The sequence below is a fragment of the Ensifer sp. M14 genome, from assembly GCF_003355565.1.
Classification (GTDB): Bacteria; Pseudomonadota; Alphaproteobacteria; order Rhizobiales; family Rhizobiaceae; genus Ensifer.
Window position 1 is genome coordinate 3,898,907 of record NZ_QJNR01000004.1, and the last position, 25,830, is coordinate 3,924,736.

25 protein-coding genes are annotated in these 25,830 nt (G+C 63.4%); 15 read left to right on the plus strand and 10 right to left on the minus strand.

Going from position 1 to position 25,830, the window contains the following annotated elements:
- Positions 1 to 92 precede the first annotated feature (92 nt).
- Positions 93 to 353 carry a DUF1344 domain-containing protein gene (locus BLJAPNOD_RS19010; RefSeq protein WP_053250645.1) on the plus strand — a complete coding sequence of 87 codons (261 nt, stop codon included), beginning with the start codon at positions 93 to 95 and terminating at the stop codon, positions 351 to 353.
- A 62-nt stretch (positions 354 to 415) separates the two neighbouring features.
- Here BLJAPNOD_RS19010 and BLJAPNOD_RS19015 read toward each other — a convergent pair whose 3' ends face one another.
- From BLJAPNOD_RS19015 to BLJAPNOD_RS19030, 4 genes are all read right to left on the minus strand, one after another.
- Complete coding sequence (locus BLJAPNOD_RS19015) at positions 416 to 1,000, minus strand: histidine phosphatase family protein (protein ID WP_115420800.1); 585 nt, start codon at positions 998 to 1,000, stop codon at positions 416 to 418.
- A 49-nt stretch (positions 1,001 to 1,049) separates the two neighbouring features.
- The gene (gene fabI / locus BLJAPNOD_RS19020; protein WP_077498066.1) at positions 1,050 to 1,868 is read right to left on the minus strand and encodes an enoyl-ACP reductase FabI; all 819 of its coding nucleotides are present in this window, start codon (positions 1,866 to 1,868) and stop codon (positions 1,050 to 1,052) included.
- Positions 1,869 to 2,073: 205 nt separating this feature from the next.
- The gene (locus BLJAPNOD_RS19025) at positions 2,074 to 3,132 is read right to left on the minus strand and encodes a DnaJ C-terminal domain-containing protein (protein WP_115420801.1); all 1,059 of its coding nucleotides are present in this window, start codon (positions 3,130 to 3,132) and stop codon (positions 2,074 to 2,076) included.
- Positions 3,133 to 3,347: 215 nt separating this feature from the next.
- Positions 3,348 to 3,800: an RT0821/Lpp0805 family surface protein gene (locus tag BLJAPNOD_RS19030; protein ID WP_077498068.1), complete on the minus strand. Its 453-nt coding sequence runs from the start codon at positions 3,798 to 3,800 to the stop codon at positions 3,348 to 3,350.
- 140 nt (positions 3,801 to 3,940) lie between these two features.
- Here BLJAPNOD_RS19030 and pdxH point away from each other — a divergent pair, with 140 nt between their 5' ends.
- Positions 3,941 to 4,561 carry a pyridoxamine 5'-phosphate oxidase gene (gene pdxH / locus BLJAPNOD_RS19035; protein WP_115420802.1) on the plus strand — a complete coding sequence of 207 codons (621 nt, stop codon included), beginning with the start codon at positions 3,941 to 3,943 and terminating at the stop codon, positions 4,559 to 4,561.
- Between the two features lie 16 nt (positions 4,562 to 4,577).
- Here the strand turns inward: pdxH and BLJAPNOD_RS19040 are convergent, their stop codons facing one another.
- A complete protein-coding gene (locus BLJAPNOD_RS19040; RefSeq protein WP_115420803.1) occupies positions 4,578 to 5,627 on the minus strand; it encodes a polysaccharide deacetylase family protein in 1,050 nt (349 codons plus the stop codon).
- A 348-nt stretch (positions 5,628 to 5,975) separates the two neighbouring features.
- Here BLJAPNOD_RS19040 and BLJAPNOD_RS19045 point away from each other — a divergent pair, with 348 nt between their 5' ends.
- Positions 5,976 to 7,214 (plus strand): D-alanyl-D-alanine carboxypeptidase family protein, encoded by a 1,239-nt coding sequence (locus BLJAPNOD_RS19045; RefSeq protein WP_244611024.1) that lies wholly within the window; start codon positions 5,976 to 5,978, stop codon positions 7,212 to 7,214.
- A gap of 133 nt (positions 7,215 to 7,347) precedes the next feature.
- Here the strand turns inward: BLJAPNOD_RS19045 and BLJAPNOD_RS19050 are convergent, their stop codons facing one another.
- The 3 genes from BLJAPNOD_RS19050 to BLJAPNOD_RS19060 all read right to left on the minus strand — a co-directional run bounded on the left by BLJAPNOD_RS19050 (position 7,348) and on the right by BLJAPNOD_RS19060 (position 10,698).
- The gene (locus BLJAPNOD_RS19050; RefSeq protein WP_115420804.1) at positions 7,348 to 7,857 is read right to left on the minus strand and encodes a GNAT family N-acetyltransferase; all 510 of its coding nucleotides are present in this window, start codon (positions 7,855 to 7,857) and stop codon (positions 7,348 to 7,350) included.
- Positions 7,858 to 8,005: 148 nt separating this feature from the next.
- The gene (gene tldD, locus BLJAPNOD_RS19055; RefSeq protein ID WP_115421367.1) at positions 8,006 to 9,421 is read right to left on the minus strand and encodes a metalloprotease TldD; all 1,416 of its coding nucleotides are present in this window, start codon (positions 9,419 to 9,421) and stop codon (positions 8,006 to 8,008) included.
- A 77-nt stretch (positions 9,422 to 9,498) separates the two neighbouring features.
- Entirely contained in the window at positions 9,499 to 10,698 is a 1,200-nt protein-coding gene (locus BLJAPNOD_RS19060; RefSeq protein WP_115420805.1) for a winged helix-turn-helix domain-containing protein, read from the minus strand.
- Between the two features lie 115 nt (positions 10,699 to 10,813).
- Here BLJAPNOD_RS19060 and BLJAPNOD_RS19065 point away from each other — a divergent pair, with 115 nt between their 5' ends.
- From BLJAPNOD_RS19065 to BLJAPNOD_RS19085, 5 genes are read left to right on the plus strand one after another with little or no spacing between them, the layout of a single operon-like run.
- Entirely contained in the window at positions 10,814 to 11,494 is a 681-nt protein-coding gene (locus BLJAPNOD_RS19065; protein ID WP_115420806.1) for an ABC transporter ATP-binding protein, read from the plus strand.
- Entirely contained in the window at positions 11,488 to 12,093 is a 606-nt protein-coding gene (locus BLJAPNOD_RS19070) for an energy-coupling factor transporter transmembrane protein EcfT (protein ID WP_115420807.1), read from the plus strand. Before BLJAPNOD_RS19065 ends, BLJAPNOD_RS19070 begins: the two co-directional genes overlap by 7 nt.
- 36 nt (positions 12,094 to 12,129) lie before the next feature.
- A complete protein-coding gene (locus BLJAPNOD_RS19075) occupies positions 12,130 to 12,693 on the plus strand; it encodes a biotin transporter BioY (RefSeq protein WP_115420808.1) in 564 nt (187 codons plus the stop codon).
- A gap of 3 nt (positions 12,694 to 12,696) precedes the next feature.
- Positions 12,697 to 14,193, plus strand: coding sequence for an AMP-binding protein (locus tag BLJAPNOD_RS19080; RefSeq protein ID WP_115420809.1), 1,497 nt, complete (start codon positions 12,697 to 12,699; stop codon positions 14,191 to 14,193).
- Entirely contained in the window at positions 14,177 to 15,364 is a 1,188-nt protein-coding gene (locus BLJAPNOD_RS19085) for a thiolase family protein (RefSeq protein WP_115421368.1), read from the plus strand. The genes BLJAPNOD_RS19080 and BLJAPNOD_RS19085 overlap by 17 nt, the downstream gene beginning before the upstream one ends.
- Before the next feature lie 5 nt (positions 15,365 to 15,369).
- On the opposite strand, the gene BLJAPNOD_RS19090 is transcribed toward BLJAPNOD_RS19085, so the two are convergent.
- Positions 15,370 to 15,771, minus strand: a complete 402-nt coding sequence (locus tag BLJAPNOD_RS19090; protein WP_115420810.1) for a thioesterase family protein — start codon at positions 15,769 to 15,771, stop codon at positions 15,370 to 15,372.
- Positions 15,772 to 15,787: 16 nt separating this feature from the next.
- Between BLJAPNOD_RS19090 and BLJAPNOD_RS19095 the strand changes: the two genes are divergently transcribed.
- From BLJAPNOD_RS19095 to dxs, 5 genes are all read left to right on the plus strand, one after another.
- A complete protein-coding gene (locus tag BLJAPNOD_RS19095) occupies positions 15,788 to 16,762 on the plus strand; it encodes a zinc-dependent alcohol dehydrogenase family protein (RefSeq protein WP_115420811.1) in 975 nt (324 codons plus the stop codon).
- A 63-nt stretch (positions 16,763 to 16,825) separates the two neighbouring features.
- On the plus strand, positions 16,826 to 17,755 hold the full coding sequence (locus tag BLJAPNOD_RS19100) for a histone deacetylase family protein (RefSeq protein WP_115420812.1): 930 nt from the start codon (positions 16,826 to 16,828) through the stop codon (positions 17,753 to 17,755).
- Positions 17,756 to 17,757: 2 nt separating this feature from the next.
- Positions 17,758 to 18,009, plus strand: a complete 252-nt coding sequence (locus BLJAPNOD_RS19105; RefSeq protein ID WP_077498079.1) for an exodeoxyribonuclease VII small subunit — start codon at positions 17,758 to 17,760, stop codon at positions 18,007 to 18,009.
- A 110-nt stretch (positions 18,010 to 18,119) separates the two neighbouring features.
- A complete protein-coding gene (locus BLJAPNOD_RS19110; RefSeq protein ID WP_115420813.1) occupies positions 18,120 to 19,043 on the plus strand; it encodes a pirin family protein in 924 nt (307 codons plus the stop codon).
- A 236-nt stretch (positions 19,044 to 19,279) separates the two neighbouring features.
- Positions 19,280 to 21,193, plus strand: a complete 1,914-nt coding sequence (gene dxs / locus BLJAPNOD_RS19115; RefSeq protein ID WP_199566006.1) for a 1-deoxy-D-xylulose-5-phosphate synthase — start codon at positions 19,280 to 19,282, stop codon at positions 21,191 to 21,193.
- A gap of 134 nt (positions 21,194 to 21,327) precedes the next feature.
- On the opposite strand, the gene BLJAPNOD_RS19120 is transcribed toward dxs, so the two are convergent.
- On the minus strand, positions 21,328 to 23,541 hold the full coding sequence (locus tag BLJAPNOD_RS19120; protein ID WP_244610970.1) for a HAMP domain-containing methyl-accepting chemotaxis protein: 2,214 nt from the start codon (positions 23,539 to 23,541) through the stop codon (positions 21,328 to 21,330).
- A 247-nt stretch (positions 23,542 to 23,788) separates the two neighbouring features.
- On the opposite strand from BLJAPNOD_RS19120, the gene BLJAPNOD_RS19125 reads away from it, so the two are divergent.
- Both BLJAPNOD_RS19125 and BLJAPNOD_RS19130 read left to right on the plus strand, forming a co-directional pair.
- Entirely contained in the window at positions 23,789 to 24,559 is a 771-nt protein-coding gene (locus BLJAPNOD_RS19125) for a TlyA family RNA methyltransferase (RefSeq protein WP_077498082.1), read from the plus strand.
- Positions 24,556 to 25,806, plus strand: coding sequence for a class I SAM-dependent RNA methyltransferase (locus tag BLJAPNOD_RS19130; RefSeq protein WP_115420815.1), 1,251 nt, complete (start codon positions 24,556 to 24,558; stop codon positions 25,804 to 25,806). The genes BLJAPNOD_RS19125 and BLJAPNOD_RS19130 overlap by 4 nt, the downstream gene beginning before the upstream one ends.
- The last annotated feature ends 24 nt before the right edge of the window (positions 25,807 to 25,830 follow it).

Consider the following 25,830-nt stretch of genomic DNA (forward strand, 5'->3'; position numbering starts at 1 on the left):
AAAAGCGACGGTACAAGGCAATTTTTGCCACAATCGGGGATCAAAGGGTGATGACAAGAAGAATCGCAGATACATTGAAGAGGGCAAGAAAGATGCGTTTTGTCATTGCCGCGCTCATGGCCACCGCCGGCTTGCTTTCGCCTCTGTCGGCCCTTGCCGAAAGTGCCGACGTAGAGGCTGTCATCACCGGCGTCGATACCGATCGCCTCAGCCTCCAACTCGACGATGGCAAGAGCTATCAGGCGCCTGAAGAGTTCAACTTCGAAGGCCTCACCGCCGGCGTAAAAGTTCTCGTGTTCTACACAGAGGTCGACGGCAAGCGTGTGATCAACGACCTGGAAATCGTCCAGTAGGACCGCAAAGACGTGGCCCCGCCCCTCGACGGGCGGCGCCCTGATCCGGCTTCATCGAAGCCTTAGATCCAGCCGATCGTATTTCCGGCAATCCGCAACAGGCGATCCTGCGGGATGGCAGCGGATGCCGCCTCATCTTCGTCCATTTCACCAAAAAGCTTGAATAGCGCGCGGATGACGCCGCCGTGGCTGACGCAGACCGTCGGCTTGTTCACGTCCTTGAGCCAGGCGGCGATCCGCCACGACAGGATCTCGTAGCTTTCGGCATCGTCACCTGGAGGGATGAAATCCCATTTCACCTTGCGTCGCTCGGCGATACGCTCCGGCACGGACCGCTTCAGTTCCGGCAGCGTGAAGCCCTCCCAGTCGCCGAAGGAAACTTCCTTCAGCCGGTCGTCGGTGCGGTAGAGGGTGGGGTAGAGACCCATCGCCTGGCGCAGGCGCTCCATGGTCTCGCGGGTGCGGCCAAGAGGGCTGGCGACGAAGTCGAACTGTGCCGCATCAGGGCCGAGAATGGCGCCGAGCGCCACCCCGTTTCCGGTCGCCTGCTGGCGGCCGGTGTCGTTGAGAGGAATGTCTTTCTGCCCCTGGAGGCGGCTTTCCGCGTTCCAGTCGGTCTGTCCGTGACGGATCACATAGATCAGCACTACATTTCGCTCCGGGCAGGAGGCTGTTCGGGCCGGCCGGCGGCGCCGATCAATCCTTGATGACGGAGATATCCGGGGCGTCGACAGCCTTCATGCCGACGACATGATAGCCGCTGTCGGCGTGGTGGACTTCGCCCGTGACAGAGCGCGACAGGTCGGACAGCATGTAGAGGCCGACATCGCCCACTTCCTCGATGGTGACGGTGCGACGCAGCGGTGCGTTGTACTCGTTCCACTTCAGGATATAGCGGAAGTCGCCGATGCCGGAGGCGGCCAGCGTCTTGATCGGGCCGGCAGAGATCGCATTGACGCGAATGTTCTTCGGACCGAGGTCGACAGCCAGATACTTGACGCTCGCTTCAAGAGCAGCCTTGGCAACACCCATGACGTTGTAGTTCGGCATGACCTTCTCGGCGCCGTAATAGGTCAGCGTCAGCATCGAGCCGCCGTCCGTCATCAGCTTTTCAGCGCGACGGGCAACCGACGTGAACGAATAGACCGAGATCTGCATCGTCTTGGCGAAGTTTTCCGGCGACGTGTCGACATAACGGCCGGTCAGTTCGTCCTTGTCGGAGAAGCCGATGGCGTGCACGACGAAGTCGATCTTGCCCCAATGCTTTTCGAGCGCGGAGAAAACCTCGTCGATGGACGCTTCGTCGCTGACGTCGCAGTGGCCGGCCATGAAACCGTCGATTTCCGCGAGCAGCGGCTCTACGCGCTTCTTCAGTGCATCACCCTGATAGGTCAGCGCAACTTCGCCACCCTGGGCATGGATCGCCTTGGCGATCCCCCACGCGATCGAACGATTGTTCGCGACGCCCATGATGACGCCACGCTTGCCCTTCATCAAACCCGATGCCTGAGCCATGCATTGTCCCCAATACTAAATGCCGGCATCGACAACGGCCGACGCCAGACTTAACAAAATTCAAAAACGCCTGACCGGCGCTATCGGCGCACGTGCGGCAAATTGTCGAGAATTGCCTATGGCATAGCCGCTCCGGTGGTTCAAGCGCGGCCGGGATCAGGAACTGTTAGTCCCCGTAATATTGGGTCAGCGTGTCAGCAAACCGTCACAAATAGAAGCCATCGCGCAGCGATTTCATCAGGTCTGTAACCTTGTCGTCAGGCGTGTCGCGCAAGACGAGCCGCAATTCGACCAGCAGATTGCCCCGCGCGCCATAGGCACCCGGCAGCCCGAAGCCTTCGACGCGGATGACCTTGTCCGATCCGGACCAGGCCGGAACGACAACCGTCACCTCGCCGATCGGCGTGGAAATGACATGCTCGCAGCCGAGGACAGCGCTCTGAAGGTCAACAGGCAATGTCGTCAGCAGGTCCAGCCCACTGGTTCGGAATGCGCCGCTCTGGTCGACACGCAAAGTGACGACGACATCGCCGCGTGTCATGCCGGTGACGCGATACCCCTGCTCTGCCAACCGGACCGTCTGCCCGTCAACGGCGCCCGGCGGTATCTGAACCTTGACGGTTTCGCCATCGGGCAGCTCAAGCGACAGGCGCTGACGATCGATCAGATCCTGGATGGTGACAGCAAGATCGACAGCAAGATCGGGGACCTTGTCGGCGGTCTTCGCCGCCCGGCCGCGAATGCGTCGGACAATGGCGGCCACAAGCTCGGCGGCGGGTGCGGCGGCGCGCTGCATCAGCGGCGGCTCGGTCTTGGCGACTGCCTCCTGCTTCGGCTCGCTGACCGATTCTGGCTTCGGCTCGGGTGCCGCGGTGGGTCTCTCCGGGGCCCGCGCCGCAGCCGGCTTCGCGGCAGGCCTGGCCGTCCTTGCCCGCGTCTCCGCACCAAAAATCTGCGAGACCGCATCCTCGGCGGTTTCAGCGTCGACCGGCTGTTCCTCCGGTTCGGGGCCGCGCATCTTCGCCTTCATCGCCTCCATGCGACGCAGCTCGGCTTCGCGACGGGCATAATCGTACCGGCTTCGGAGCTTCGGGTCGCGCAGCAGCTCGTAGGCCTTGCCGGCCTCGGCAAAACGTTCGGCAGCGGTCGGATCGTCCTGATTGTGGTCGGGATGGATAGCCTTGGCGACCGAGCGCCACGCCGCCTTGATTTCGTCCTGACCGGCGGTGCGCCGGACGCCGAGGACTGCATAGGGATCACGCATGGTTTTCTACCATCTTCTCTGATCGGCGGCTTCTCCCGGATGCCCGCCTTATGCCTCAAACCGGGGATCACGCGCAGTGGTGGCATGTCCCGTTCAGCAGCGAGGATGGGCAGAACTTGCTAAAGATCGGTTAGCCGCAGCGACGATGAAGCAGGCCAAGACGGCGATCCAGACGTTCCGTCCGCGGTTTGCCGAAATGTGGTTAACACGGGATTTCAGGCACGCGGGCCAAAGCTGGTGAGGTACCACTCTCCATCGCCAAGCTTGCAGGTGCTGCCGTCGAACTTGGCGATGCCCTCATAGGAATGGCGGGTGGTGGTGAAGCGGCGGCACAGCATGCCGCTGGCATTGTCTTCCTGAATGCTGCTGATGACGCCGGCGCTGCCGGACGACGAATTCGCCCAGGGAATAGGGTTGAGCGAGCCCTGCCCGAGTTCGGCCGAGGTGACGGCATTGCGCACCAGGACCGCATCGGAAAGACCATCGGAGGTTTTGGCAACGGGAACGGTACCGGTCGAAACGGTGCGATCGACACTGCTGCCGAACAGGTCGAGGCCGGCTCCCATGCAGCCGGACAGGATGAGCACCGGCAGGCAAATTGCCGCGCCACGCATCACCGCGAAGGAATACCCCTTCTTGCCATCGATCCACTTTGCTATGTCTTGCACGGCAATCCTGTCAGACTCGCAAGAGCCGCACGTTTCCCGAGGAAGTCAACAAGCAGGCTCTGACATTTTCGATGCGGAAACACCGCTCGGGCTCATCCCGAAGCGTTTCCGCGCCAGACATCACGGCGTTAGAAGGCAATATGGCGGTGAATGAGTTAACAAGCGGTGACTTCACGGAAGCAAATGAGCCCTTTTCCCTTTTCGGCACATGGCTGAAGGACGCGGAGGGCAGCGAGATCAACGACCCCAACGCCGTGGCGCTGGCGACTGTCGACCCTGACGGACTGCCGAATGTGCGCATGGTTCTGCTCAAGGATTTCGATGAGCGCGGCTTCGTCTTCTACACCAATTTCGAGAGCCAGAAGGGCCGCGAGGTTCTGAGCGCGCGCAAGGCCGCCATGTGTTTTCACTGGAAGTCGCTCCGGCGTCAGGTGCGGCTGCGCGGGCCGGTCGAAATCGTCTCTGAGTCAGAGGCGGATGAATATTTCAAGTCGCGACCGCGGGGCAGCCGTATAGGCGCCTGGGCGTCGAAGCAGTCCCGCCCGCTCGAAAGCCGGTTCGCGCTGGAAAAGGCAGTTGCTGAGTACACGGCCCGCCATGCGCTCGGCGAAATTCCCCGTCCGGAATACTGGTCCGGCTTTCGCATCCGCCCGACCTCGATCGAGTTCTGGCACGACCGGCCGTTCCGTCTGCACGACCGCCTGGAATTTCGGCGTGAGACACCGGAAGGCGGCTGGGAGAAGGTACGAATGTACCCCTGACGGACGCGTCCGGCGGCTAACTGCGGGCAAGCCGGAACGGAATGCCCGAGGCAAGGGCCGAAACGTAGCGGGCGCGCTGGAAATGACCGTTGAGCGAAATGCGCGGCAAGGCGTGCAACGGCGCTGCCGCCGCGAGCGTGCCCGGCATGGTGGTCACGGCGACCGCAAACCCGAGATCGGCGACAAGTCTGTGGTCGCGCGGTAAGACAGCCGGGCGGTCCCCATAGGGATAGGCAAAGCTGCGCGGTCTTTTGCCCGTGATCGCTTCGACGCGAGCGGCGGAGGCCTCAATCTCCTGGACGGCCTGCTCACTACTCAGCCGCGCTACGGCGCGATGACTGACCGTGTGGGCCCCGAGACTGGCGAGCGGACTTTGGGCAAGGCGGCGGAGGCCGGCTTCGTCGAGCGTCAGCGCCTTGGTCATCGCCAACGCATCGATCCCGTGCTCCAGCGCCAATGCATTCAACGCGGAGACCGCGGCGCTTTCGTCTTGGCGGTGGATGTACGCGGCCATACGGCCAAAAGCGGCCTGCTTTTCGGCGACGCTTTCAGCGTTGAGCAGCTGCATTCCGCTGCCGAAATCGAACCGGAACCGCCCGGTTGCCGAAAGCAGATCGGTGAGCGTTTCCCACCAGAGCGTATGGGTGCGATCAACGAAGCCGCCGGCAACGAAAACGGTGAACGGCACGCCATGCCGTGTAAAGACCGGCAGGGCATGATCGAGATTGTTGCGGTAGCCGTCGTCGAGAGTAAAGCAAGCGAAGGGCGCGCCGTCCCTGTCGGCAAGCGCCTTTGGCAAGTCGTCGAGCGCGATGAAGCGATAGCCGTCCCGCTTCAACTGGGTGATGGCCATATCGAGAAATTCAGGCGTGATTTCGAGATGGGCGTTCGGATCGAAGTCCCTGATAACCCTCGGGCGGACGTGATGCAGGGTAAAGATGGCGCCACGTCCGCGCGCGTCCGGCATCAGGCCGGCGCGGCTCAGACCGCCTGCCAGTTCAAGCCCGCCGGAAATCGCGGCGCGTCGCACTTTCGTCTTTATCCCTGCCGTGATGCCGCCCGCCATATCAGTCCGTTCAAATCAGCCTTTGACAACCACTGAAGAACGCCTTGGATCTCAATCGATTTATCGAGGAGATCGTCTGGAGGCTTCAAGTGCTGGTGTGTGCTTCACACGTCCTGTCAGGACGCACCACTATGGAGGTTAACGGCGCGAGCGTTAAACCTTGCTGAAGGCCGATGGCGTTAATTTTTGATTTACCACCCCGGCGAAAGTCGCAAAGAAATATCGTATTCTGCCTCAAAGTTGCAGCAAAGACACGGTCATGTCACAAAACGACACAGCTGCGCGCCTGCCCGGCGGCGCATTTCGATGGGGACCGACATGAAGATTATCCGCCGCCTGCTGTTGGCGATGTGCGCATTCGCCTTGGGCTCTGCGACGGCGTTTGCCGGCAGCGCTTCGCTGGTACTCGATGCGCGCACCGGCAAGGTCCTGTCGTCGGAAAATGCGGATACGCTCAACCATCCGGCGTCGCTCACCAAGATGATGACGCTCTACCTCACCTTCGAGGCGTTGCGGCGCGGCGACATCAACTGGGACAGCAAGATCAAGGTGTCGAGGGCGGCGGCGGCCAAGCCGCCGATGAAGCTGGGCCTGAAACCAGGCAGCACCATCACCGTGCGCGAGGCGGTCTACGGCATGATCGTTCGATCGGCCAATGACGCGGCCGCCGCGATGAGCGAAAAGCTCGGCGGCTCGGAGCAGAATTTTGCCAGGAAGATGACGGCCAAGGCACGCCAGCTCGGCATGAGCCGCACCGTTTTCATCAACGCATCCGGCCTGCCGGCAAGCAAGCAGGTGACGACGGCGCGCGACATGTCGACGCTCGCCGTTGCACTGATGCGCGACTATCCCAGGGAATACCGGCTGTTCGCCACGCCGAGCTTCACATTCCGCGGCCGCAAGATCCGCGGCCACAACAACCTGATGTACCGCTATGACGGCATGGACGGGATCAAGACCGGCTACACCAATGCCTCCGGCTTCAACCTCGTCAGCGCCGTCAGGGACGGCAACCGCCGCGTCATCGGCGTTGTCCTGGGCGGGCGCACGGCGCGCAGCCGCGACGACAAGATGGCGGCCTTGCTGAACCGCCATCTCGGCAAGGCATCCACCGGCCGCCAGCTTGTGGATGCCGCCAAGACACGCAGCGCTGCCCCCGTCGAGGTTGCATCCGCGGCGACGATGTCGGACGTGCCGCTGCCCTTTACGGCGCCACACCGCGCCAAGGGCGACAGCGTCGCGGCATTGATAGCCGCGTCATCGACAGCCGTGGTTCCGGCCGAGCGGCCGACGGCCATGCTCGAAGTCGAAAATACAGCCGCAATTCCCGCTGCCGGGGGCTGGCAGATCCAGATCTCGGCTGCACCGTCGGCGGAAGCCGCCCGTGCGCTCCTGGCACAGGCGCAAGCAGCCGGCGGCGACAGGCTGGCGAAGGCGTCGCCCTATACGGAAGCGGTCGGCGAAGGTGCTGCCACCATCTATCGGGCCCGCTTCGTCGGCTTCACGAGCCGTGACGCGGCGGTTTCCGCCTGCAGCGCGCTGAAGAAACATTCATACGACTGCATGCTGCTGCCGTCGCGCGGTTGACCGGTGCCTTGCTGCGCAGCCCCTTAAATCGGCACCGATTTGAGGATAGAATTATGCAGCAAATTTAAAATGTGACAGCGTCCTTTGCGCGTTCCATTTGACGCGCGGCGCTGTAGCCCCAGCGTCGAAGCGTTCAGCCGGCGATGCGTCGAACGTAGAATTTCGAATCGATCGCCATCAGGGGAAAGGCCGCGGGTAAATCGTCCCGGCTAATCTCGACGAAACCGTTCTTCTCGTATAAACGATGTGCGGCCAGGAATTTTTCGGTGGTCCCGAGATAGACCGCACGGATCCCGGCTGCGCTCGCATGGGCAAACAACGCCTCGAGCAAGCGCAAGGCGGCGCCATGTTCGCGCCCGCGATAGTCGGCAGCAACGAACATCTTGCGAAGCGCCGCATTCCCGTTGCCGATGTCCTTCAGGCCCAAGGTGCCGACGATATTGTCGCCGGCGGTCGCTACCCAGAAGCCGCCCTTGCCGGATTGGTAGAAATCCGGGATCTTCCGTAGATCCGGCTGGTCATCTGCCGTAATCGCAATGCCGAATTCGGCACTCTGGATCGGCACGATAACGTCGATGACGGCCTGTTCGTCCACTGCAGCAAACGGTCTCACACCTAAACGCATTGCCTGCCGTTCACTCATGCAACTCACCCACATCCTCTGCGGCACTCATCCGCGTTGCATCAGCCCTGAGATCGACATCGATCTCAGGGTAAGACTGTGCAGTTAGTCCAAAGCGGCAAAACGCCAACGTTCGGTGGAGACTTCGTCAGGATTTGACGAAGAGGCCTTAGGCCTGCGTACCGCCGACGGTGATCTGGTCCATGCGCAGATGCGGCTGACCGACGCCGACCGGCACCCATTGCCCGGCCTTGCCGCAGTTGCCGATGCCGGTATCGAGCTTGGTGTCGTTGCCGACCATGGTCACGCGCTTCATCGCGTCGGGGCCATTGCCGATCAGCATCGCGCCCTTGACCGGCGCGCCGATCTTGCCGTTCTCGATCATGTAGGCCTCGGTGCAGCCGAAGACGAACTTGCCGGAGGTGATGTCGACTTGGCCGCCGCCGAAGGAGACGGCATAGATGCCCTTCTTCACCGAAGCGATGATTTCCTCCGGCGTCCTGTCGCCCGACAGCATGTAGGTGTTGGTCATGCGCGGCATCGGCACATGGGCATAACCCTGGCGTCGACCGTTGCCGGTCGGCTGCATGCCCATTAGCCGGGCGTTCTGCCGGTCCTGCATGTAACCGACGAGCTTGCCGTCCTCGATCAGCACATTGTAGCCCGACGGCGTTCCTTCGTCGTCGATCGAGATCGAGCCGCGACGCGCCTCGATCGTGCCGTCGTCGACGACGGTCACGCCCTTGGCTGCCACCTGCTCGCCGAGCAGACCGGCGAAAGCCGAGGTCTTCTTGCGGTTGAAGTCGCCTTCAAGGCCATGGCCGACGGCTTCGTGCAGCATCACGCCCGGCCAGCCCGATGCCAGCACCACGTCCATGGTGCCGGCCGGCGCATCGATTGCGTCGAGATTGACGAGCGCCTGGCGCAGCGCCTCGTCGGCACCCTTCTTCCAATTTTCCTCGGTGATGAAGTCGCCGAAACCACGACGCCCGCCGATGCCGTAGGAGCCGCTTTCCTGGCGATCACCATCGCCGGCAACCACCGAGATGTTGATGCGCGTCATCGGTCGGATGTCCTGAACGCGGTGCCCGTCGGCGCGCAGGATATCGACCAGCTGCCAGCTTGCGGCGATCGAGGCCGTCACCTGGCGGACCTTGGGATCCCTTGCGCGCAGATAGGCATCGATCTCCTGCAGCAGCGCGACCTTCGCCTCGAAGCTCGGTTCGCCGATGGGATTCTCATCGCCATAGAGCTTCTTGTTCGTGCGCTGGGGTGCGGCCGCATAGGAGCCGGCATAACCGCGCGTCACCTGGCCGACCGCATCGGCCGCACGGCGAAGCGCTGCCAGCGAAAGCTCGCCGGCGTGGGCATAGCCGACCGATTCGCCAGCAACCGCACGCAGGCCAAACCCTTGGTCGGTGTTGAAGCTTCCGCCCTTCAGCCGGCCATTGTCGAAGGAGAGCACCTCGGCCTGGGCATGTTCGAGAAACAGTTCGCCATCGTCGGCGCCGGCAAGCGTCTCCGACAGAACCTTGCGGATCGCTGCCTCATCAGCGTCGAAGAGGCTCATCAGATCGGTGTTCATGGTCGTGCGCTCCCGCGTCATAAGTTCGATGGCCTCCATTTAGGAAGGCGAGCGGTTCAAGCCAAGAAAAATATCGATCAGAGGAGCGAAGCGTTCCAGCCGTCGAGGCGTTCGATGCGCTCGACGCCGGTGAAGCGGGCGACGCGTTCGAGTTCCGCGTCGATGCGCTCCATGCGGCCGGAAGACGCCTTGACGCCGCGCTCCAGCCAGAGCCGGCGAACGTCGAGGCTGCCACGCTTGCGGTCGGCCTTCATGTCGATGCGGCCAATCAGCCGATCGCCTTCGATCAGCGGGAAGACATAATAGCCATATTCCCGCTTCGGCTCGGGCACGAAGATCTCGATCCGATAAAAGAAGCCGAACAGCCGCTCGGTGCGATTGCGGTCGCGCAGCAAGGGATCGAAGGGGCTCAAGACACGCACACGACCGGGCGGCTCGGGAACATCGCCGAGCGTGTCGGCAAAGCCGGCAAGCGCATAGGACGAGCGCGGCTTGCCGCCATCGAGCGGTTCGATCGCCACGTCGATCAGTTCGTCGCGATGTTCCGCCACCCAAGTCTTCGCCTCATCCGGCGAAACCAGATCCCAGAAGGCGGCGATTTCACCATGGGTGGCAAAGCCCAGGCGTTCCAGCGCGCTGCGGCAGGCCCAGTCGATGAATTCGTGATGCTCCACCTCGGCATCCTGATGGTGCGACGGGATCACGCGCTCGGTCAGGTCGTAGACCTTCTGGAAATTTTCGCGCCGGGCAATGGCCAGCTTGCCGGTGCGCCACAAGATTTCGAGCGCAGTCTTCGACGGATGCCAGTTCCACCAACCGCCCGACGTGTGTTCAGCCTCCTTCAGCTCGCGGGCCAGCACCGGGCCGCCCTGGGCGATCCGCTGATAGGTGTCGTCGCAGCTTTTCTCAAACCCCTCGCCTCGCCACTTGCTCCAGCGCTCGACGATCGTTTCGCCTTCCCATTTGAAGCGGTGCTTCCAGTAACGGTAGAAGCTGCTGGGGATGATCGATGCATCATGCGTCCAGTGCTCAAACAATTCGCCGTCGTCTTCGAGCAGCGATGTCAGGTGTTCGCGGCGATAGGTCTGGTTGCGCGAAAACAGGATCTGGTGATGGGCGCGCTCCACGGTGGCGATGCTGTCGACCTGCACGAAACCGATGTCATGGATCAGCTTCAAGAGGCCGTCCTTGCCGAGCGCGCGGTGCGGTGCGCCGGAAAGGCCCTGCTTTGCGAGGAAGATGCGCCGGGCATCACTATTGGAGAGCCGAATCGTCATGAGATAAAGAGTAGGCTTTTATTCCCATATTTCAAATGGGGACCTTGATCGCAAGCACATTGCCCTTCCCCGCCGTCTTGGCCTATAGAGCAGACCGCAAACCGCGAGGGACGGGATGAACATCCGCTTTACCGATTGCTCGGTCCGCTTCGGCGAACGGGTGGCTCTGCAGCCGCTGACGCTTGAAATCACCGAACGGCGCGTCGGCATCATCGGGCTCAACGGCTCCGGCAAGACCACCTTCGCGCGGCTGATCAACGGCCTTGTCAAACCTTCCGCCGGCACCGTCACCGTCAATGGCCTCGATACGGTCAAGGACGAGCGCGCCGTGCTTTCCGAGGCCGGCTTCATTTTCCAGAATCCGCAGCATCAGCTAATCATGCCCATCGTTGCCGACGATATCGGCTTCGGCCTGAAGAACCGCGGCCTGAAGGGCGACGAGATCGACCGACGGACGCAGGCCGTTCTGTCGCGCTTCGGCGTCGAACACTTGGCGCGGCGGCGGGTTCACGAACTCTCCGGCGGCGAGACCCAGTTGATCGCCATGGCGAGCGTCGTCGTCACCGATCCGAAAATCCTGATACTCGACGAGCCGACCAACCAGCTCGACCTGCGCAACCGCCGGCGCGTCGCCGACACGATCGCGACGCTGGACGAAGACACGTTGGTCATCACCCACGACCTGCCGCTGGTCGAAAATGTCGAGCGCCTGCTGCTCTTTCACGAGGGACGGCTTGCCGCCGACGGCAGCCCGCACGAAACGATCCGCCGCTACCACGAGATCGCCGGATGCTGACGAGCCTGCACATCGAGGGCAACAGCTGGCTGCACCGTCTTCCGGTGCGGGCGAAGCTCTTCGCACTGGTGGCTCTCAGCATTCTGCTTTTCCTCAGCGGCTCGCTGCTTGTCCAACTGACTGCGCTCGTGATCTCGGGCGGGCTCTATCTCTCGGTCGGCCTCACCTTCCGCGAAGCGCTGAAGCGCGTCGGCTTCGTCTTCTTCACGATCTTCTTTCTCGCGGCCGTGAACCTCTTTCTTCTGCCCTTGAACGAAGTCGCCGTGCTGACCCTGCGGCTGATGGCGCTCGTGCTGTTTGCCGCAGCGGTAACCGCAACAACGACGATCGGTGCCTTCATGGACGAGATCACGGTGCTGCTGACACCTTTCGAACGCCTGGGCTGGGTGCGCGCCGCCGATGTCAGCCTGGCGCTCGGGCTCGTCCTGCGTTTCGTGCCCGATATTTTCGCGCGCTACCAGGCCATCCGCGAAGCACACCGGGCGCGCGGGCTGCCGGTGCGGCCGTTGACGATCATCGGTCCGCTGATCATCCTGACGCTCAAAGATGCGGATACGATCGCTGCGGCGATTGACGCCCGCGGTTTTCGTCGCCAATAAATTCGCGCACCCTAATAAACAAGGAACAGGAACAGCATGAACACCAGAGACCTCGTCCTTATCTCCCTTTTTGCCGCGATCGTCGTCGTGCTCGGCCTCATTCCGCCGATCACGCTCGGCTTCATTCCCGTGCCGATCACCGCGCAGTCCATGGGCGTGATGCTCGCCGGCTGCATTCTCGGCGCCAAGCGCGGCGCGCTGGCTTTCCTGCTCTTCCTGCTGCTCGTCGCCATCGGCCTGCCGGTGCTGTCAGGCGGCCGCGGTGGTCTCGCCGTGTTTGCCGGCCCGTCGGGCGGTTTCATCCTCGGCTGGGTCGTTACCACTTTTGTCACCGGCCTGATCGCCCAGCGTTTCGTACGGGAAGGCCAGGCCGAGCTTGGCCAGTTCGTCGGCTTCTTCTTCGCCTCCGTGGTCGGCGGCATCGTTGTGCTCTACGCGATCGGCATGCCCTGGGTATCGGCCGTCACCGGCACACCGTTCCTGACCGTTGCTACCGGTTCGCTCGCCTTCCTGCCCGGCGACCTCTTGAAGGCCGCCATCGCGACGCTTGCCGCGCGGGCTGTCTTTGCCGGCTATCCGCTGCTGCCGGTTCGCGCCTGACCAATGCCGTTTGCCGCCGCCCTCGCGCGTCATACGGACCAAAATCCACATGCCCCGGCCTTCCACATGGAAGGCCGGGTTTTCACATTCCAGGAGCTTGCGCTCTGCGCCGGCCAGATCGTTTCGGCGTTCGGGAAGCTGACCGTAAACGCGCAAAATGAAAACGTACTGCCCGGCGCCACGAAGCTGATCGCACTCGAGATCGGCAACCATCCCCTTTTCGCGCCAGCCTTCGTCGCCGCAACATCGGGCGGCCATTGCGTGGCGTTGATCGATCCGCATCTGCCGGAGGCGACGCGTGCCGCGATGCGGAGGCAACTGCGCCCCGACATCGTCGTTCGCGCCGACGGCGAAGGGTTGCTGCTCGGCACACCCCTTGCCGACAAAGGCACGGCTTTCGCGGCCGGCACCAGCGACGACAGTTCGCCGCTTGCCATCGGCGCTGACGACGAACCGTTTCTCGTCGTCTTCACCTCCGGCACAACAGGCATGCCGAAGGCAATCGTGCGCGATCGCGGCTCCTGGCGGCGCAGCCTGAAGACCGGGCAGGATTTTTTCGGCATCGACAGCGACACGCGCACCTTCGCCCCCGGCCCGCTCGCCCATGGGCTGACGCTTTATGCGCTTGCCGAAACCCTTGTCGCCGGCGCCGAATTCGTCGGCATGGCACATTTCGACGCGGCACGCGCGTCCGAGACCATTGCCGCGATGGACGTCCGGCGGCTCGTGCTGGTGCCGACGATGTTGCGGCGGCTCTGCGCGTCATCCTCCGCATTGACCTCCGTCCAGAAGATCACCGTTGCCGGCGCCAAGCTGACACCGGCCGACCGTGAAGCCGCGGCGGCAACTTTTCCTCGGGCCGACATCGTCGAGTATTACGGCGCCTCCGAGCTCGGCTTCATCAGTGTTGCCGGCTCCGGCGACACTGCATCGGCGACGGCCGTCGGCCGTGCCTTTCCCTGTGTCGGCCTCGTCGTGCTCGACGAGGGTGAGAGACCGCTGCCAGCAGGCGAAACCGGCACGATCTTCGTCGACAGCGACCTGATTGCGTTGGGCTATATCGGCGCTGGCGATGGCGCGGGCCTCCGGCGCGTCGGCAAGCTCGCAACCGTTGGCGATCTCGGTTTCCTGAACGCCGACGGTACGCTGCATCTCGTCGGTCGCTCAGGGGGCATGGTGCTTTCTGGCGGCAACAACATCTACCCGCAGGAGGTCGAAGCGACGCTTGCCGACCATGCCGATGTACATGCGGCCTTCGTTCTCGGCCTGGACCATCCCGACCTCGGCAGCGAGCTTGTCGCCGTCATCGAGCCGAATGCCGTCACGATCGACCGGGCAGCGCTCGACCGTCATCTAGACATCCATCTGCCGCGCTATAAACATCCCAGGAGAATCTGGCTTTGCCGTGCCTTGCCGATGACGCAATCTGGTAAGGTGGCGGCCGGCACTCTCAAGCAATGGATTGTGGACGGACATGACGCCCTTGAGCCCTTCGTCTGACCCAGCGCGCATCCCGGTGATCGTGGCGGCCCTGCGCACGCCTGTTGGACGCGTGCGCGGCGCGCTCGCGGAGGTCGAACCGGCACGGCTCGCCGCGCCCCTGATCAACCGCATTCTGGCCGATGTCGGCCTGGCTGCCGATGTGATCGACGATGTCATCCTCGGCAATGCCGCCAACTGCGCCGGCAATCTCGGGCGGCTTGCAGCACTCGAAGCCGGGCTCCCGGTATCGACATCAGGCCTGACCGTCGACAGGCAATGCGGCGCCGGTCTGGAAGCCATCATGCTTGCCGCACGCCTTATTCAGGCAGGGGCCGGACGCTTCTATCTCGCCGGCGGCACCGAAAGCGCCAGCCGCGCCCATATTCGCCTGAGGCCTCCGACGGCGCCGGACGAGGAGCCTCAACCGATCAAACGCTCGCGCATGGCGCCGGACGAGATCGGCGACCCCGACATGGGCGTTGCCGCCGAAAACGTCGCCACGGCCTGCAGCATTTCCCGCGAAAGACAGGATGCATTTGCGCTCGAGAGCCAGCGACGTGCCGTCGCCGCTCAAGGCGCAGGCCGGTTTTCGCGCGAAATCGTGCCGATCGAAACAACAGCCGGGACCGTCGATACGGACGAATGCCCGCGCGCCAATGCGTCGCTCGAAACCTTGCAGCGGCTGAAACCCGTCTTCGTCAAGGACGGCACGGTGACGGCCGGCAATGCCTGCCCGATCAACGACGGCGCGGCGATGGTTCTGGTGACCAGCCTCGCTGAAGCGCAGCGCCTCGGCCTGTCCTTTGCGCTCGAATTCGTCGACGCGGCAACCGCCGGCGTGCATCCTGATTTGCTCGGGCTCGGCCCGGTGCCGGCGATGGACAAGCTGAAAGCGCGCAATCCCGGGCTCGATACCGACGCCGTCGACTTCATCGAGTTCAACGAGGCTTTTGCCTCGCAGGTGCTCGGCAGCCTCGACCAGCTCGGCATTTCACCGGATAAGGTCAACATCGACGGCGGTGCCATTGCGCTTGGCCACCCCTATGGCGCCTCCGGGGCGATCCTCGTGGTCAGGCTTTTCACGCAGATGCTGGCAGTCCCACAGGAAACGCAGGCGCTGGCGATGATGGGCATCGGCGGCGGCATGGGCACCGTCGCACTTTTCCGCAGCCTGCGGCCCGTGGGGTAATTTTGTCAGAGAATGTAGCTGCCGAGCCATTCTCGGGTTGCGGCCGGCAGCGGCAGCGGCGTGTGCCGCTCGCGATCGACGGCGACCCAGACGATTTCGAGTTCGGCCGCAAGCTGGCCGGCCGCCTCGACGCGCACGGCAAAGCTCACCGAGCTGCCGCCGATCTTGGCGACGGTGACGATAAAGCGCGCCGGCTCGTCATAACGCAGCCCCCGATGGAAGACGCAGGCCGAGCGGCGAACAAGATAGGCCGGCTCGTGAACGCCCGACGGCCGATGCCGCCAGAGATGGGAAAGCGCCGCTTCGGCATGGGCATAATAGGCGGCATTGTGCATGTGGCCATGCATGTCTATATCGCGAAACGGAATGCGGATTTCCGTGACGTTGTCCCTCTCCCTGCCGTCCATGCGAGGCCCTCTTAGAATGCGGTCCACTCTCGTTAGCCAGTTCGGCGATCCGCGACAAGTGATTGCGCTCGTCGATGCCGAGCGCATCGCGCCAGGGCCCGGCGAGGTCGAGGTCGCGCTGTCCATTTCGGCGATCAATCCTTCCGATCTCATTCCCGTCACCGGCGCCTACAGTGCCCGGACCACCCTGCCCTTCGTGCCCGGCTTCGAAGGTGTCGGCACCGTTACGCGCGTGGGGGCCGGCGTTACGAGCTTGAAGCCCGGCGATCGGGTGATCCCGATCGGCGCGAGCGGCCTCTGGCAGGCGTATCTGGTGCGGCCCGCCGAATGGTGCTTCGCCGTGCCCAACGATATCGACGACCGCCAGGCGGCCACCAGCTACGTCAATCCGCTGACGGCAATTCGGCTGATCGAAGCGCTGAAAGCCCATTTCGGACCGATGCCCGACCGCCGGATCGGCGTGACCGCGGCGGGCTCCGCCATCGGCGGCATGTTGATGAAACTCATCGCAGGCGAAAGTGCACACCCGGTCGGGATCGTGCGCAGCGAACGCAGCGCAGCGCGGCTTGCTTCCGACGCACACGGCGAAGTCGTCGTCGCCGATGACGGGCCCATCCCTTCAGGCCTTGCCTTCGACGCCATTCTCGACGCGGTCGGCGGCCCGTTTGCCGGGGCCCTCATCGGCCAGACGCTTCAGCCCGGCGCCGCATTCATCCAATATGGCGCGCTGAGCGGCGTGCCCGTGCCGATATCGGCAATCCAGGCGCGGCCGGACGTGCGCTTTTCTTTCCTGTGGCTCAGAACCTGGGTACACGCGGCCGGGCGCCCGGCCATTGAAGAGGTTTTTGCGCAAAGCTTTGCCGGTCTTCGCTCCGGACTCTTTTCGAGCCGGGTTGCACAAATCTATCCGCTCAGCCGCCTTGACGAAGCGCTGGCGCATCAGGCAGACGCCAAGCGCGACGGCAAGCTGCTCCTCGATACGCGCTGTTGAAAATCAGGACTTTCCCTTGGGCGTGCCATGGACCTTGGCCGGTTGCAGCACTAGTTTCGGCGCATGACCACGCTGCTCTATGAAAATCCGGTCTTCCTGGAACACGAGGTTCCGGAAGGTCATCCCGAACGGCCGGACCGGCTGAAAGCGCTGAACCTTGCGCTCGAACACCCAAATTTCGCCGACCTCAAGCGCATAAAAGCAGCGAAGGCGAGCGAAGATCTGGTGCTGCTGGTGCATCCGGAAGAACACTTGCGCGCCGTCAAGCGCGCGATCCCCGACGAAGGCATCAACGATCTCGAAGCCGACACCTACGCCAGCCCCTTGAGCCTCGAAGCCGCCTTGACCGGCATCGGCGGTGCCGTCGAGGCGGTGGATGCAGTCTTCACCGGCAAGGCCGACAATGCCTTTGTCGCCGCCCGTCCACCTGGCCACCACGCCGAAAAGAACAAGGCCATGGGCTTCTGTTTCTTCAACACCGTTGCGATTGCCGCCCGGCACGCGCAGGTGGCCCATGGCGCCGAACGCGTCGCCATCGTTGATTGGGACGTGCACCACGGCAACGGCACGCAGGACATCTTCTGGGATGACCCGTCGGTGCTTTTCTGCTCCACCCACCAGATGCCGCTCTATCCCGGTACCGGTGCCAAGGACGAGACCGGCGTCAAGGGCAACATCGTCAACGCGCCGCTCTCGCCCAATGTCGGCAGCGAGCATTTTCGCGAGGCATTCCGGTCGCGCGTCTTGTCGGCGCTAACGAACTTCCGGCCGGATTTCATCCTGATCTCAGCCGGTTTCGACGCCCACCACCGCGATCCGCTGGCGCAGATCAACCTCGTCGGCGAGGATTTCGACTGGGCGACCGGCCGCCTGCACGAAATCGCCGACCGGAGCGCCGGCAACCGCATGGTCAGCCTGCTCGAAGGCGGCTATGACCTGCAGGGGCTCGCCGAGTCGGCCGGCATGCACATTTTGAGATTGATGAGAGGGTAACCATGACCACCAACACGCAACCCGACGTTTCGGCCCTCTCCTTCGAGCAAGCCGTGGAAGAACTGGAGCGTATCGTCTCGGCGCTGGAGCGCGGCGACGTCGCGCTCGACAAGTCGATCGAAATCTATGAGCGGGGCGAAGCGCTGAAAAAGCACTGCGAGGCGCTGTTGAAGGCGGCCGAGGACCGGATCGAAAAGATCAGGCTCGACCGTGCCGGCAAGCCGCAGGGCGTGGAACCGCTCGACGCGGAGTAACCGCGCCCGGATTGGGCAACGTCCGGAAACGCTGCGTCTTCCCCTCGCCCCTACCCGCTGCCGTGGTTCGGGGCTAGGGTCGGACCCTACGAACAACGGGAGCGTGCACCATGTCCTTCTTTCCTGGCCCCGACCCGCTCGCCGGCGACAAACCCGCCTGCGACGCGATCGAACACCTGATCATTCCGCGCACCAGCGACATCGGTGGCCTGGAAGTGCGCCGAGCACTACCGACCGCCAGGCGCCGCCTCGTTGGGCCCTTCATCTTCTTCGATCGCATGGGCCCGGCGCTCCTGCGCGCCGGAGAAGCGATCGACGTCAGGCCGCATCCGCATATTGGCCTTTCGACCGTGACCTACCTGTTCGACGGCGAGATCAAGCATCGCGACAGCCTCGGCACCGAAATGGTCATCCGCCCCGGCGACGTGAACCTGATGACCGCCGGCCGCGGCATCGTTCACTCCGAGCGCTCACCGGAAAACCAGCGCGGACATGAACGCTCGATTTCGGGCCTGCAGACCTGGCTGGCGCTACCCGACCACAAGGAAGAGATCGACCCGATCTTCGACCACACCGAACGACACCTGCTGCCGCAACTCAAGGACGACGGCATCGATGCCCGGGTGGTGATCGGCAGCTTCGAAGGACAGAAATCGCCGGTCTCCGTCTTCACCGACACGATCTATGTCGACCTCAACATCGCGCCCGGCAAGAGCGCGCCGTTTGCCGCCAACTGGGAAGAGCGCGCGCTCTATATCCTCTCAGGCGAAGCGATCATTGCCGGCGACCACTTCGCCGACAATCAGTTGCTGGTCTTCCGTCCGGGCGACGAAATCACCGTCACTGCCGGTCCGCTCGGCTGTCATATCATGCTGTTCGGTGGCGCCGCACTCGGCTCGGCCCGCCACATCTGGTGGAATTTCGTGTCGTCGTCGAAGGAGCGCATCGAAAAGGCCAAGGAGGAGTGGCGCACCGGCCGCTTCGATATCGTACCCGGCGACGAGGAGGAATTCGTGCCTCTGCCGGCCGGCTAAGGGCACGGGATAACCGTGACCGCTTGCCGCTTCCAGTTGCCGCATGTTTCCTTAAATCGATTTCGATTCAGGGAATCATGCGGTAGTGTCTTGGATGACGACGCAGGAAAGCCTAATTTTGCATTCAGCAACAATTGCGTCTAAAGAGCCGCTTTAACGGTACAACCAACTATCGCGCACCCGATCCGTGCGGTGCGCATGAGGCATGCAGCGTGACACAACTGCCAACCACCCCGATGCCGGCAACACCCTTGCTCGACAAGGTGACCTTTCCCGACGATCTGAAGAAGATCGACGACAAGGATCTGCCGCAGCTTGCCGGCGAAGTTCGTGCAGAGATGATCGATGCGGTCTCGCGCACCGGCGGCCACCTCGGTGCCGGCCTGGGTGTCGTCGAATTGACGATCGCCATCCACAAGATCTTCAACACGCCGCATGACCGCTTGATCTTCGACGTCGGCCATCAGTGCTACCCGCACAAGATCCTGACCGGCCGTCGCGACCGCATCCGCACCCTGCGCCAGGAAGGCGGTCTCTCCGGCTTTACCCGTCGCGCCGAAAGCGAATACGACCCCTTCGGTGCGGCGCACTCCTCGACGTCGATTTCCGCCGGCCTCGGCATGGCCGTTGCCGCCGACCTCGACGGCAAGAACCGCAATGTCATCGCCATCATCGGCGACGGCGCGCTTTCGGCCGGCATGGCCTATGAGGCGCTCAACAATGCCGGCGCACTCGACGCCCGCCTGATCGTCATCCTCAACGACAACGACATGTCGATCGCCCCGCCGACCGGCGCGATGAGCGCCTATCTGGCGCGCCTCGCCTCCGGCCGCACCTACATGGGCATTCGCGAAGTCGGCAAGAAGCTGACGGCCTATCTCGGCAAGACCGTCGACCGGGCGATCACCCGCGCCGTCGAACACGCGCGCGGCTACGTCACCGGCGGCACGCTGTTCGAGGAGATGGGCTTCTACCATATCGGCCCGATCGATGGTCATTCGTTCGAGCATCTGCTGCCCGTGTTGCGCAACGTGCGCGACAACGCCAAGGGCCCGGTGCTGATCCATGTGGTGACGCAGAAGGGCAAGGGCTATCCGCCGGCCGAGGCCGCAGCCGACAAGTATCACGGCGTCAACAAGTTCGACGTCATCACCGGTGCACAGGCCAAGGCAAAGCCGAACGCGCCTGCCTATACCTCAGTCTTCGCCGAAGCTCTGACGCAGGAAGCCGGCTTCGACGACAAGATCGTTGCGGTCACGGCCGCCATGCCGTCGGGCACCGGTCTCGACAAGTTTGCGCTCGCGCACCCCAAGCGCTGCTTCGACGTCGGCATTGCCGAACAGCATGCCGTGACCTTTGCGGCCGGCCTTGCCTCCGAAGGCTACAAGCCGTTTGCAGCGCTTTACTCCACCTTCCTGCAGCGCGGCTACGACCAGGTGGTCCACGACGTGGCGATCCAGGGCTTGCCGGTGCGCTTCCCGATCGACCGTGCCGGCTTCGTCGGCGCCGATGGGCCGACCCATGCGGGCTCCTTCGACACCACCTATCTCGCCACCTTGCCCGGCTTCGTCGTCATGGCGGCAGCCGACGAGGCGGAACTCAAGCACATGGTGCGCACGGCCGCAGCCTATGATGCCGGTCCGATTTCGTTCCGCTATCCGCGCGGCGAAGGCGTGGGCGTAGAGATGCCCGAGCGCGGCCAGATTCTCGAAATCGGCAAGGGCCGTGTCGTCAAGCAAGGCTCCAAGGTGGCGCTGCTGTCCTTCGGCACGCGGCTTGCCGACTGTTTGACGGCCGCCGAGGATCTCGATGCGGCAGGCCTTTCGACGACCGTCGCAGACGCGCGCTTTGCCAAGCCGCTCGACCATGACCTCATCCGTCAGCTTGCCCGTCATCATGAAGTGCTTGTTACCATCGAGGAAGGCGCTGTCGGCGGCTTCGCCAGCCACGTGCTGCAGTTCCTCGCCGAAGACGGCCTGCTCGACGGCGGCCTGAAGGTTCGCCCGATGGTGATGCCCGATATCTGGATGGAACAGGCCAAGCCCGAAGCAATGTACGCCGCCGCCGGCCTCGACCGCGCCGGCATCGTTTCGACCGTATTCAAGGCGCTCGGCCAGAAGCAGGACATCGGACTTGGCGCGGCTGGCTAAGCCTGCGCGATCGACTTACCGTCCTAAATGCAAAAGCCCCCGGCTATGAACTGCCCCCCGAAAGTTGGACCTCCAACTTCGGGGGGCAGTTCATAGCCGGGGGCTTTTGCTTTCTTGTCGTGCCTCGGCGGCGATCAGAATTCCTGCCAGTCGTCTTGGGCCACCGCCGCATTGCCGTGTGATATCGGGCGAGTGGCACTCGCCGCGCGCACCGGTGCCGTTGGCGCCGCCATCGTGCGCGCCATGGCGCGCAGGTCGCTTGCCGCCGTCGCGCCGTTCGTTCGACCCGGCAGGGTGAAGCGGGCAATAAGCTCGCGCAGGCGTCCGGCTTCGCTGGCAAGCTGAGCGCTGGCGGCGTTGGCCTCTTCGACCATCGCCGCATTCTTCTGCGTCACCTGGTCCATCTGGTTGACGGCGGTGTTGACTTCGCCGAGGCCCACCGACTGTTCGCGTGCCGAAATGGCGATCGCGTCCATGTGCTGGTTGATCGTGGCGACGTGGCCACCGATCGCCTTCAGCGCCTCACCGGTATCACGCACCAGCTTGACCCCACCTTCGACCTCGACGCTGGAATTGCGGATAAGCTCCTTGATCTCCTTGGCGGCCTTGGCCGAGCGCTGGGCAAGTTCACGCACTTCCTGGGCTACGACGGCAAAGCCCTTGCCGGCATCGCCCGCCCGCGCCGCCTCGACGCCGGCGTTGAGCGCCAGGAGATTGGTCTGGAAGGCGATCTCATCGATGACGCCGATGATGTTGGAGATCTGGCCGGAGGAACTTTCGATCCGGCGCATCGCCTCCACGGCGCTTGCGACCACGACACCTGATTTGGCAGCGCTTGAATTTGCCTCGCCGGCCACGACGCGCGCTTCTTCGGCACGCCGGGTCGAGCTTGTAACATTGGCGGTGATCTCGTCGAGGGCCGCCGCCGTCTCTTCCAGCGAGGCAGCCTGCTGCTCCGTGCGCCGCGACAGGTCGTCCGCACTTTCGCTGATTTCCCGCGAGCCGCCATCGATCGAACCGCTGGAATCGGCCACCGCCGCCAGCGCATCGCCAAGCCGGGAAACAGCCGAATTCAGGTCATGACGCAGTTGTTCGAAGTCCGGCGCAAATGGCTCGGACAATTGGAAGGCGAGATCGCCAGCCGCCAGCCGCTGAAGGCCTCCGGCAAGACCCGATGTCGCCTGGCGAAGGCGTGCCTGGGCGGCAGCTTCGGCCTCCTCCTGCAGGCGCACGCGCTCGGCATCGGCATGCGCGCGGTTTTGCGCGGCTTCCGCCTCCAGCCTCTGGTTGGCGATCGCCGCCTGCCGGAAGATTTCGACGGCGCCGGCCATCTCGCCGATTTCGTCCTTGCGGCCGGCATAGGGAATGGCGGACGTTGTATCGCCATCGGCAAGGCGCGTCATCGAACGGGTGGTGGCGACGATCGGCGCGGAAATCGTCCGTCCGACGAGGAAGACAGTTGCCGCGATTATGGCGATGGCCGCCAGGACCGCGCCGAGCGCGATTTTCTCGGCGAACTGCTGCATCGCTGCGCTCTCGGTCTCGGCCTCGGCCTTCTCTTCTTCGATCGCTGTCGCCATCTGCTCGAAGATCGGCTCAACGGTGGAGAATGTCTCGGACATGCGCGTGCGCAACGCAGTCTCGTTTTCAGCCAGCGCGGCGTAGTCTGCAAAGGCGACGCTGTAATTCTGCAGGGCCGGTAAGATCTTGCCCTGGTTTTCTTTGCCGCCGAACGTCTCGGCCGGCAAGCTCGCGAAGGCCTTCACCTCTTCGGCATGCTTCTCGACGTATTTGTGATCGCGCCGCATGATGAAGTCCTTCTCGTGGCGGCGCATCGTCAGCATGCTCGCCTTTAATCCCTTGTCAGTAACGGCCTTCAACGCCTCCTCAATCGAATGGACGGCGGCACGCATCGCACCCTCCTTGCCCGCTGTTGGCTCGAGGCCGAGCGTGCGATTAGCGTCGGCAACGGCAGCGAACTCGCCGAGGTAGCGCTCATACCCCTCTGAGATCAGTTGGAGTTGCGACAGCGTCGACTGGCTGCCGAGCATAGTACCGAGAGCGGCGATCGTCTCCTTCGCCTTGGCGGCAATTTCCTGATGCGCGGCGGCATATTTCTCCTGCCGCCGCAGCAGGAAGTCCTTCTCTGCACGACGGTTCTGCAGGAACTCGCTTTCGAGCACCAGAAGCGTCCGGTCGGCGTTTCTGTGCGCCTGCACCTGCTGACGGTAACCCTCCGCGAGGTTCCGCTCCACGACAAAGATACCGACGATGGCGAGGATGCCGACGATTGCAATCGGCACCAGCAAGCCGATACGGTGCGTGAGTCTGAGATGGAAACGGGGCATGCGGAAACTCCTTGCGCCGGGAAGCGTCAGGTCGAGGGATGATCAGATGTGTCGGGATGTCCGGGTCGGAACGGAGATCCTGCATCATGCAGGCTGCGACATCAGCCGAAAGTGCCACCCATCATTTAAGGAGACGTGAATATTAGGCTATGGCATTCGTTTTTTGTCACCATGTCTTCGCGCCGCGCAGCCTGCTCTACAGCGAGGGGGGCTTGCCATAAGGCCGGCAACCCTCCATGAGAAACACATGTCAGAAGATCGTCAGAATGAAGAACACAAGAACAGGGTCCGCCTGGACCAGTTGCTGCTCAACACGGGACTGGTCGCCAGTCGCGCTCGCGCCCGCGACGCGATCCAGCGCGGCACCGTCAAGGTCGACGGCCGTACGGTCACCAAGCCATCCCTGGCCTTTGCCGAAAGCGTGACCATCACCATCGACGACCCGGCGCAGGACTATGTTTCGCGCGCAGCGCTGAAGCTTGCCGCCGCGCTCGACCATTTCGGGCTCGATCCCACGGGCGAGAGCTGCGTCGATATCGGCGCGTCGACCGGCGGTTTCACCGAAGTGCTGTTGAAGCGCGGTGCCGAGCATGTGGTTGCGATCGATGTCGGCCATGGCCAGATCCATCCGCGCATCGAGAGCGACCCGCGCGTCACCAGCATCGAAGGCCTCAACGCCCGGGCGATGACTGAGGACGATATCGACAACCGCGATGTCACCTTCATCGTTTCCGACGTTTCCTTCATTTCATTGAAGCTTGCGCTGCCGCCGGCACTTGAGATGGCACTTTCGGGCGCGCACTGCATTCTGCTGGTCAAGCCGCAGTTCGAGGCCGGCCGCGATGCCATCAGCAAGGCGGGCCTGCTGAAGGATCCAGACAGCGCGCCGGCGGTTGCCGCCGAGCTCGAGCGCTGGCTGGTCGAAGACATGGGCTGGCAGAGCCTTGGCCTCATCCCCTCGCCGATATCAGGCGGCGACGGCAACGTCGAATTCCTGCTGGCCGGGAAAAAGCCATGAGCACGCAGACCCTGACGATCGCTCGCCTTGGCGCGCAGGGCGACGGCATTGCCGAGACCGAGGACGGTCCGGTCTATGCACCCTTCACCCTGCCGGGAGAAAGCGCAGCCTTTGCGATCAACAAGTCCCAGGGCACGCTGATATCGCTGCGCGAAGCATCGCCTGATAGGGTCGAACCGCACTGTCGCCACTTCGGCCCGGATGGTCAGAACGGGACTTGCGGCGGCTGCACGCTGCAGCATGCCGGCGAAGCTCTCTACCAGACCTTCAAGCGCGAGCTGGTGATCAACGCCTTGAAGTCGAAGGGGTTGAAGCCTGATGTCGCGCCGCTGATTACTGCCCATCCCGGCGAGCGCCGCCGCGTGGTCTTCACCGCCCGCAAGACCGAGAAGGACCTGCTGCTCGGCTTCAACCAGGCAGAGACGCACCACATCGTTGCTATATCGGAATGTCCCGTCGCGAGCCCGGGCATCGTCTCGCGGCTCGCAACCATCGGCAAGATCGGCTCGGCCATGGCCGTCAACGCCGAACCGTTCCGCATCACTGTTCTCGAAACGCTGTCAGGCCTCGACCTCTCGGTCGATGGTATCAAGGGATTTGGCGACCGCGAACGCCGGCGCACCGTCGAGACGGTTCTCGGCGAACGCGGCATTGCCCGCGTCAGCCTCAACGGCGAGATCATCGTCGAGCCGACCAAGCCAATCATCGAATTCGGTGGTGTCGCCGTCTCGCCGCCTCCTGGCGGCTTCACCCAGGCGACACTTGCGGCAGAAGAGGCGATGGCAGCGCTGGTGCTCGATCATATCGGCAAGGCAAAACGCGTTGCCGACCTGTTTGCCGGCAGCGGCACATTCGCCCTGCGGATGGCCCGCAAGGCGCGGGTGCATGCGGTCGAAGGTGAAGACAAGGCGCTGAAGGCACTCGACTTTGCCGCCCGCAATACGCAAGGGCTGAAGCCGGTGACGATCGAGAAGCGCGATCTCTTCCGCCGGCCGCTGATGGCGCAGGAACTGAAGGTTTTCGACGCCATCGTCTTCGATCCGCCCCGTGCCGGTGCTGACGTGCAGTGTCAGGAGATCGCCCGCTCCGGCGTCAAGAAGGTCGTCGCCGTCTCCTGCAATCCGATCACCCTTGCGCGCGATCTCGCGATCCTCGTTGCCGCCGGATACCGCATCACCTCGGTCACGCCGATCGACCAGTTCCTCTGGTCTGCCCATGTCGAGGCCGTCGTCACGCTGGAAAAATAGAAAAAGGCCCGGTCATCCGGGCCT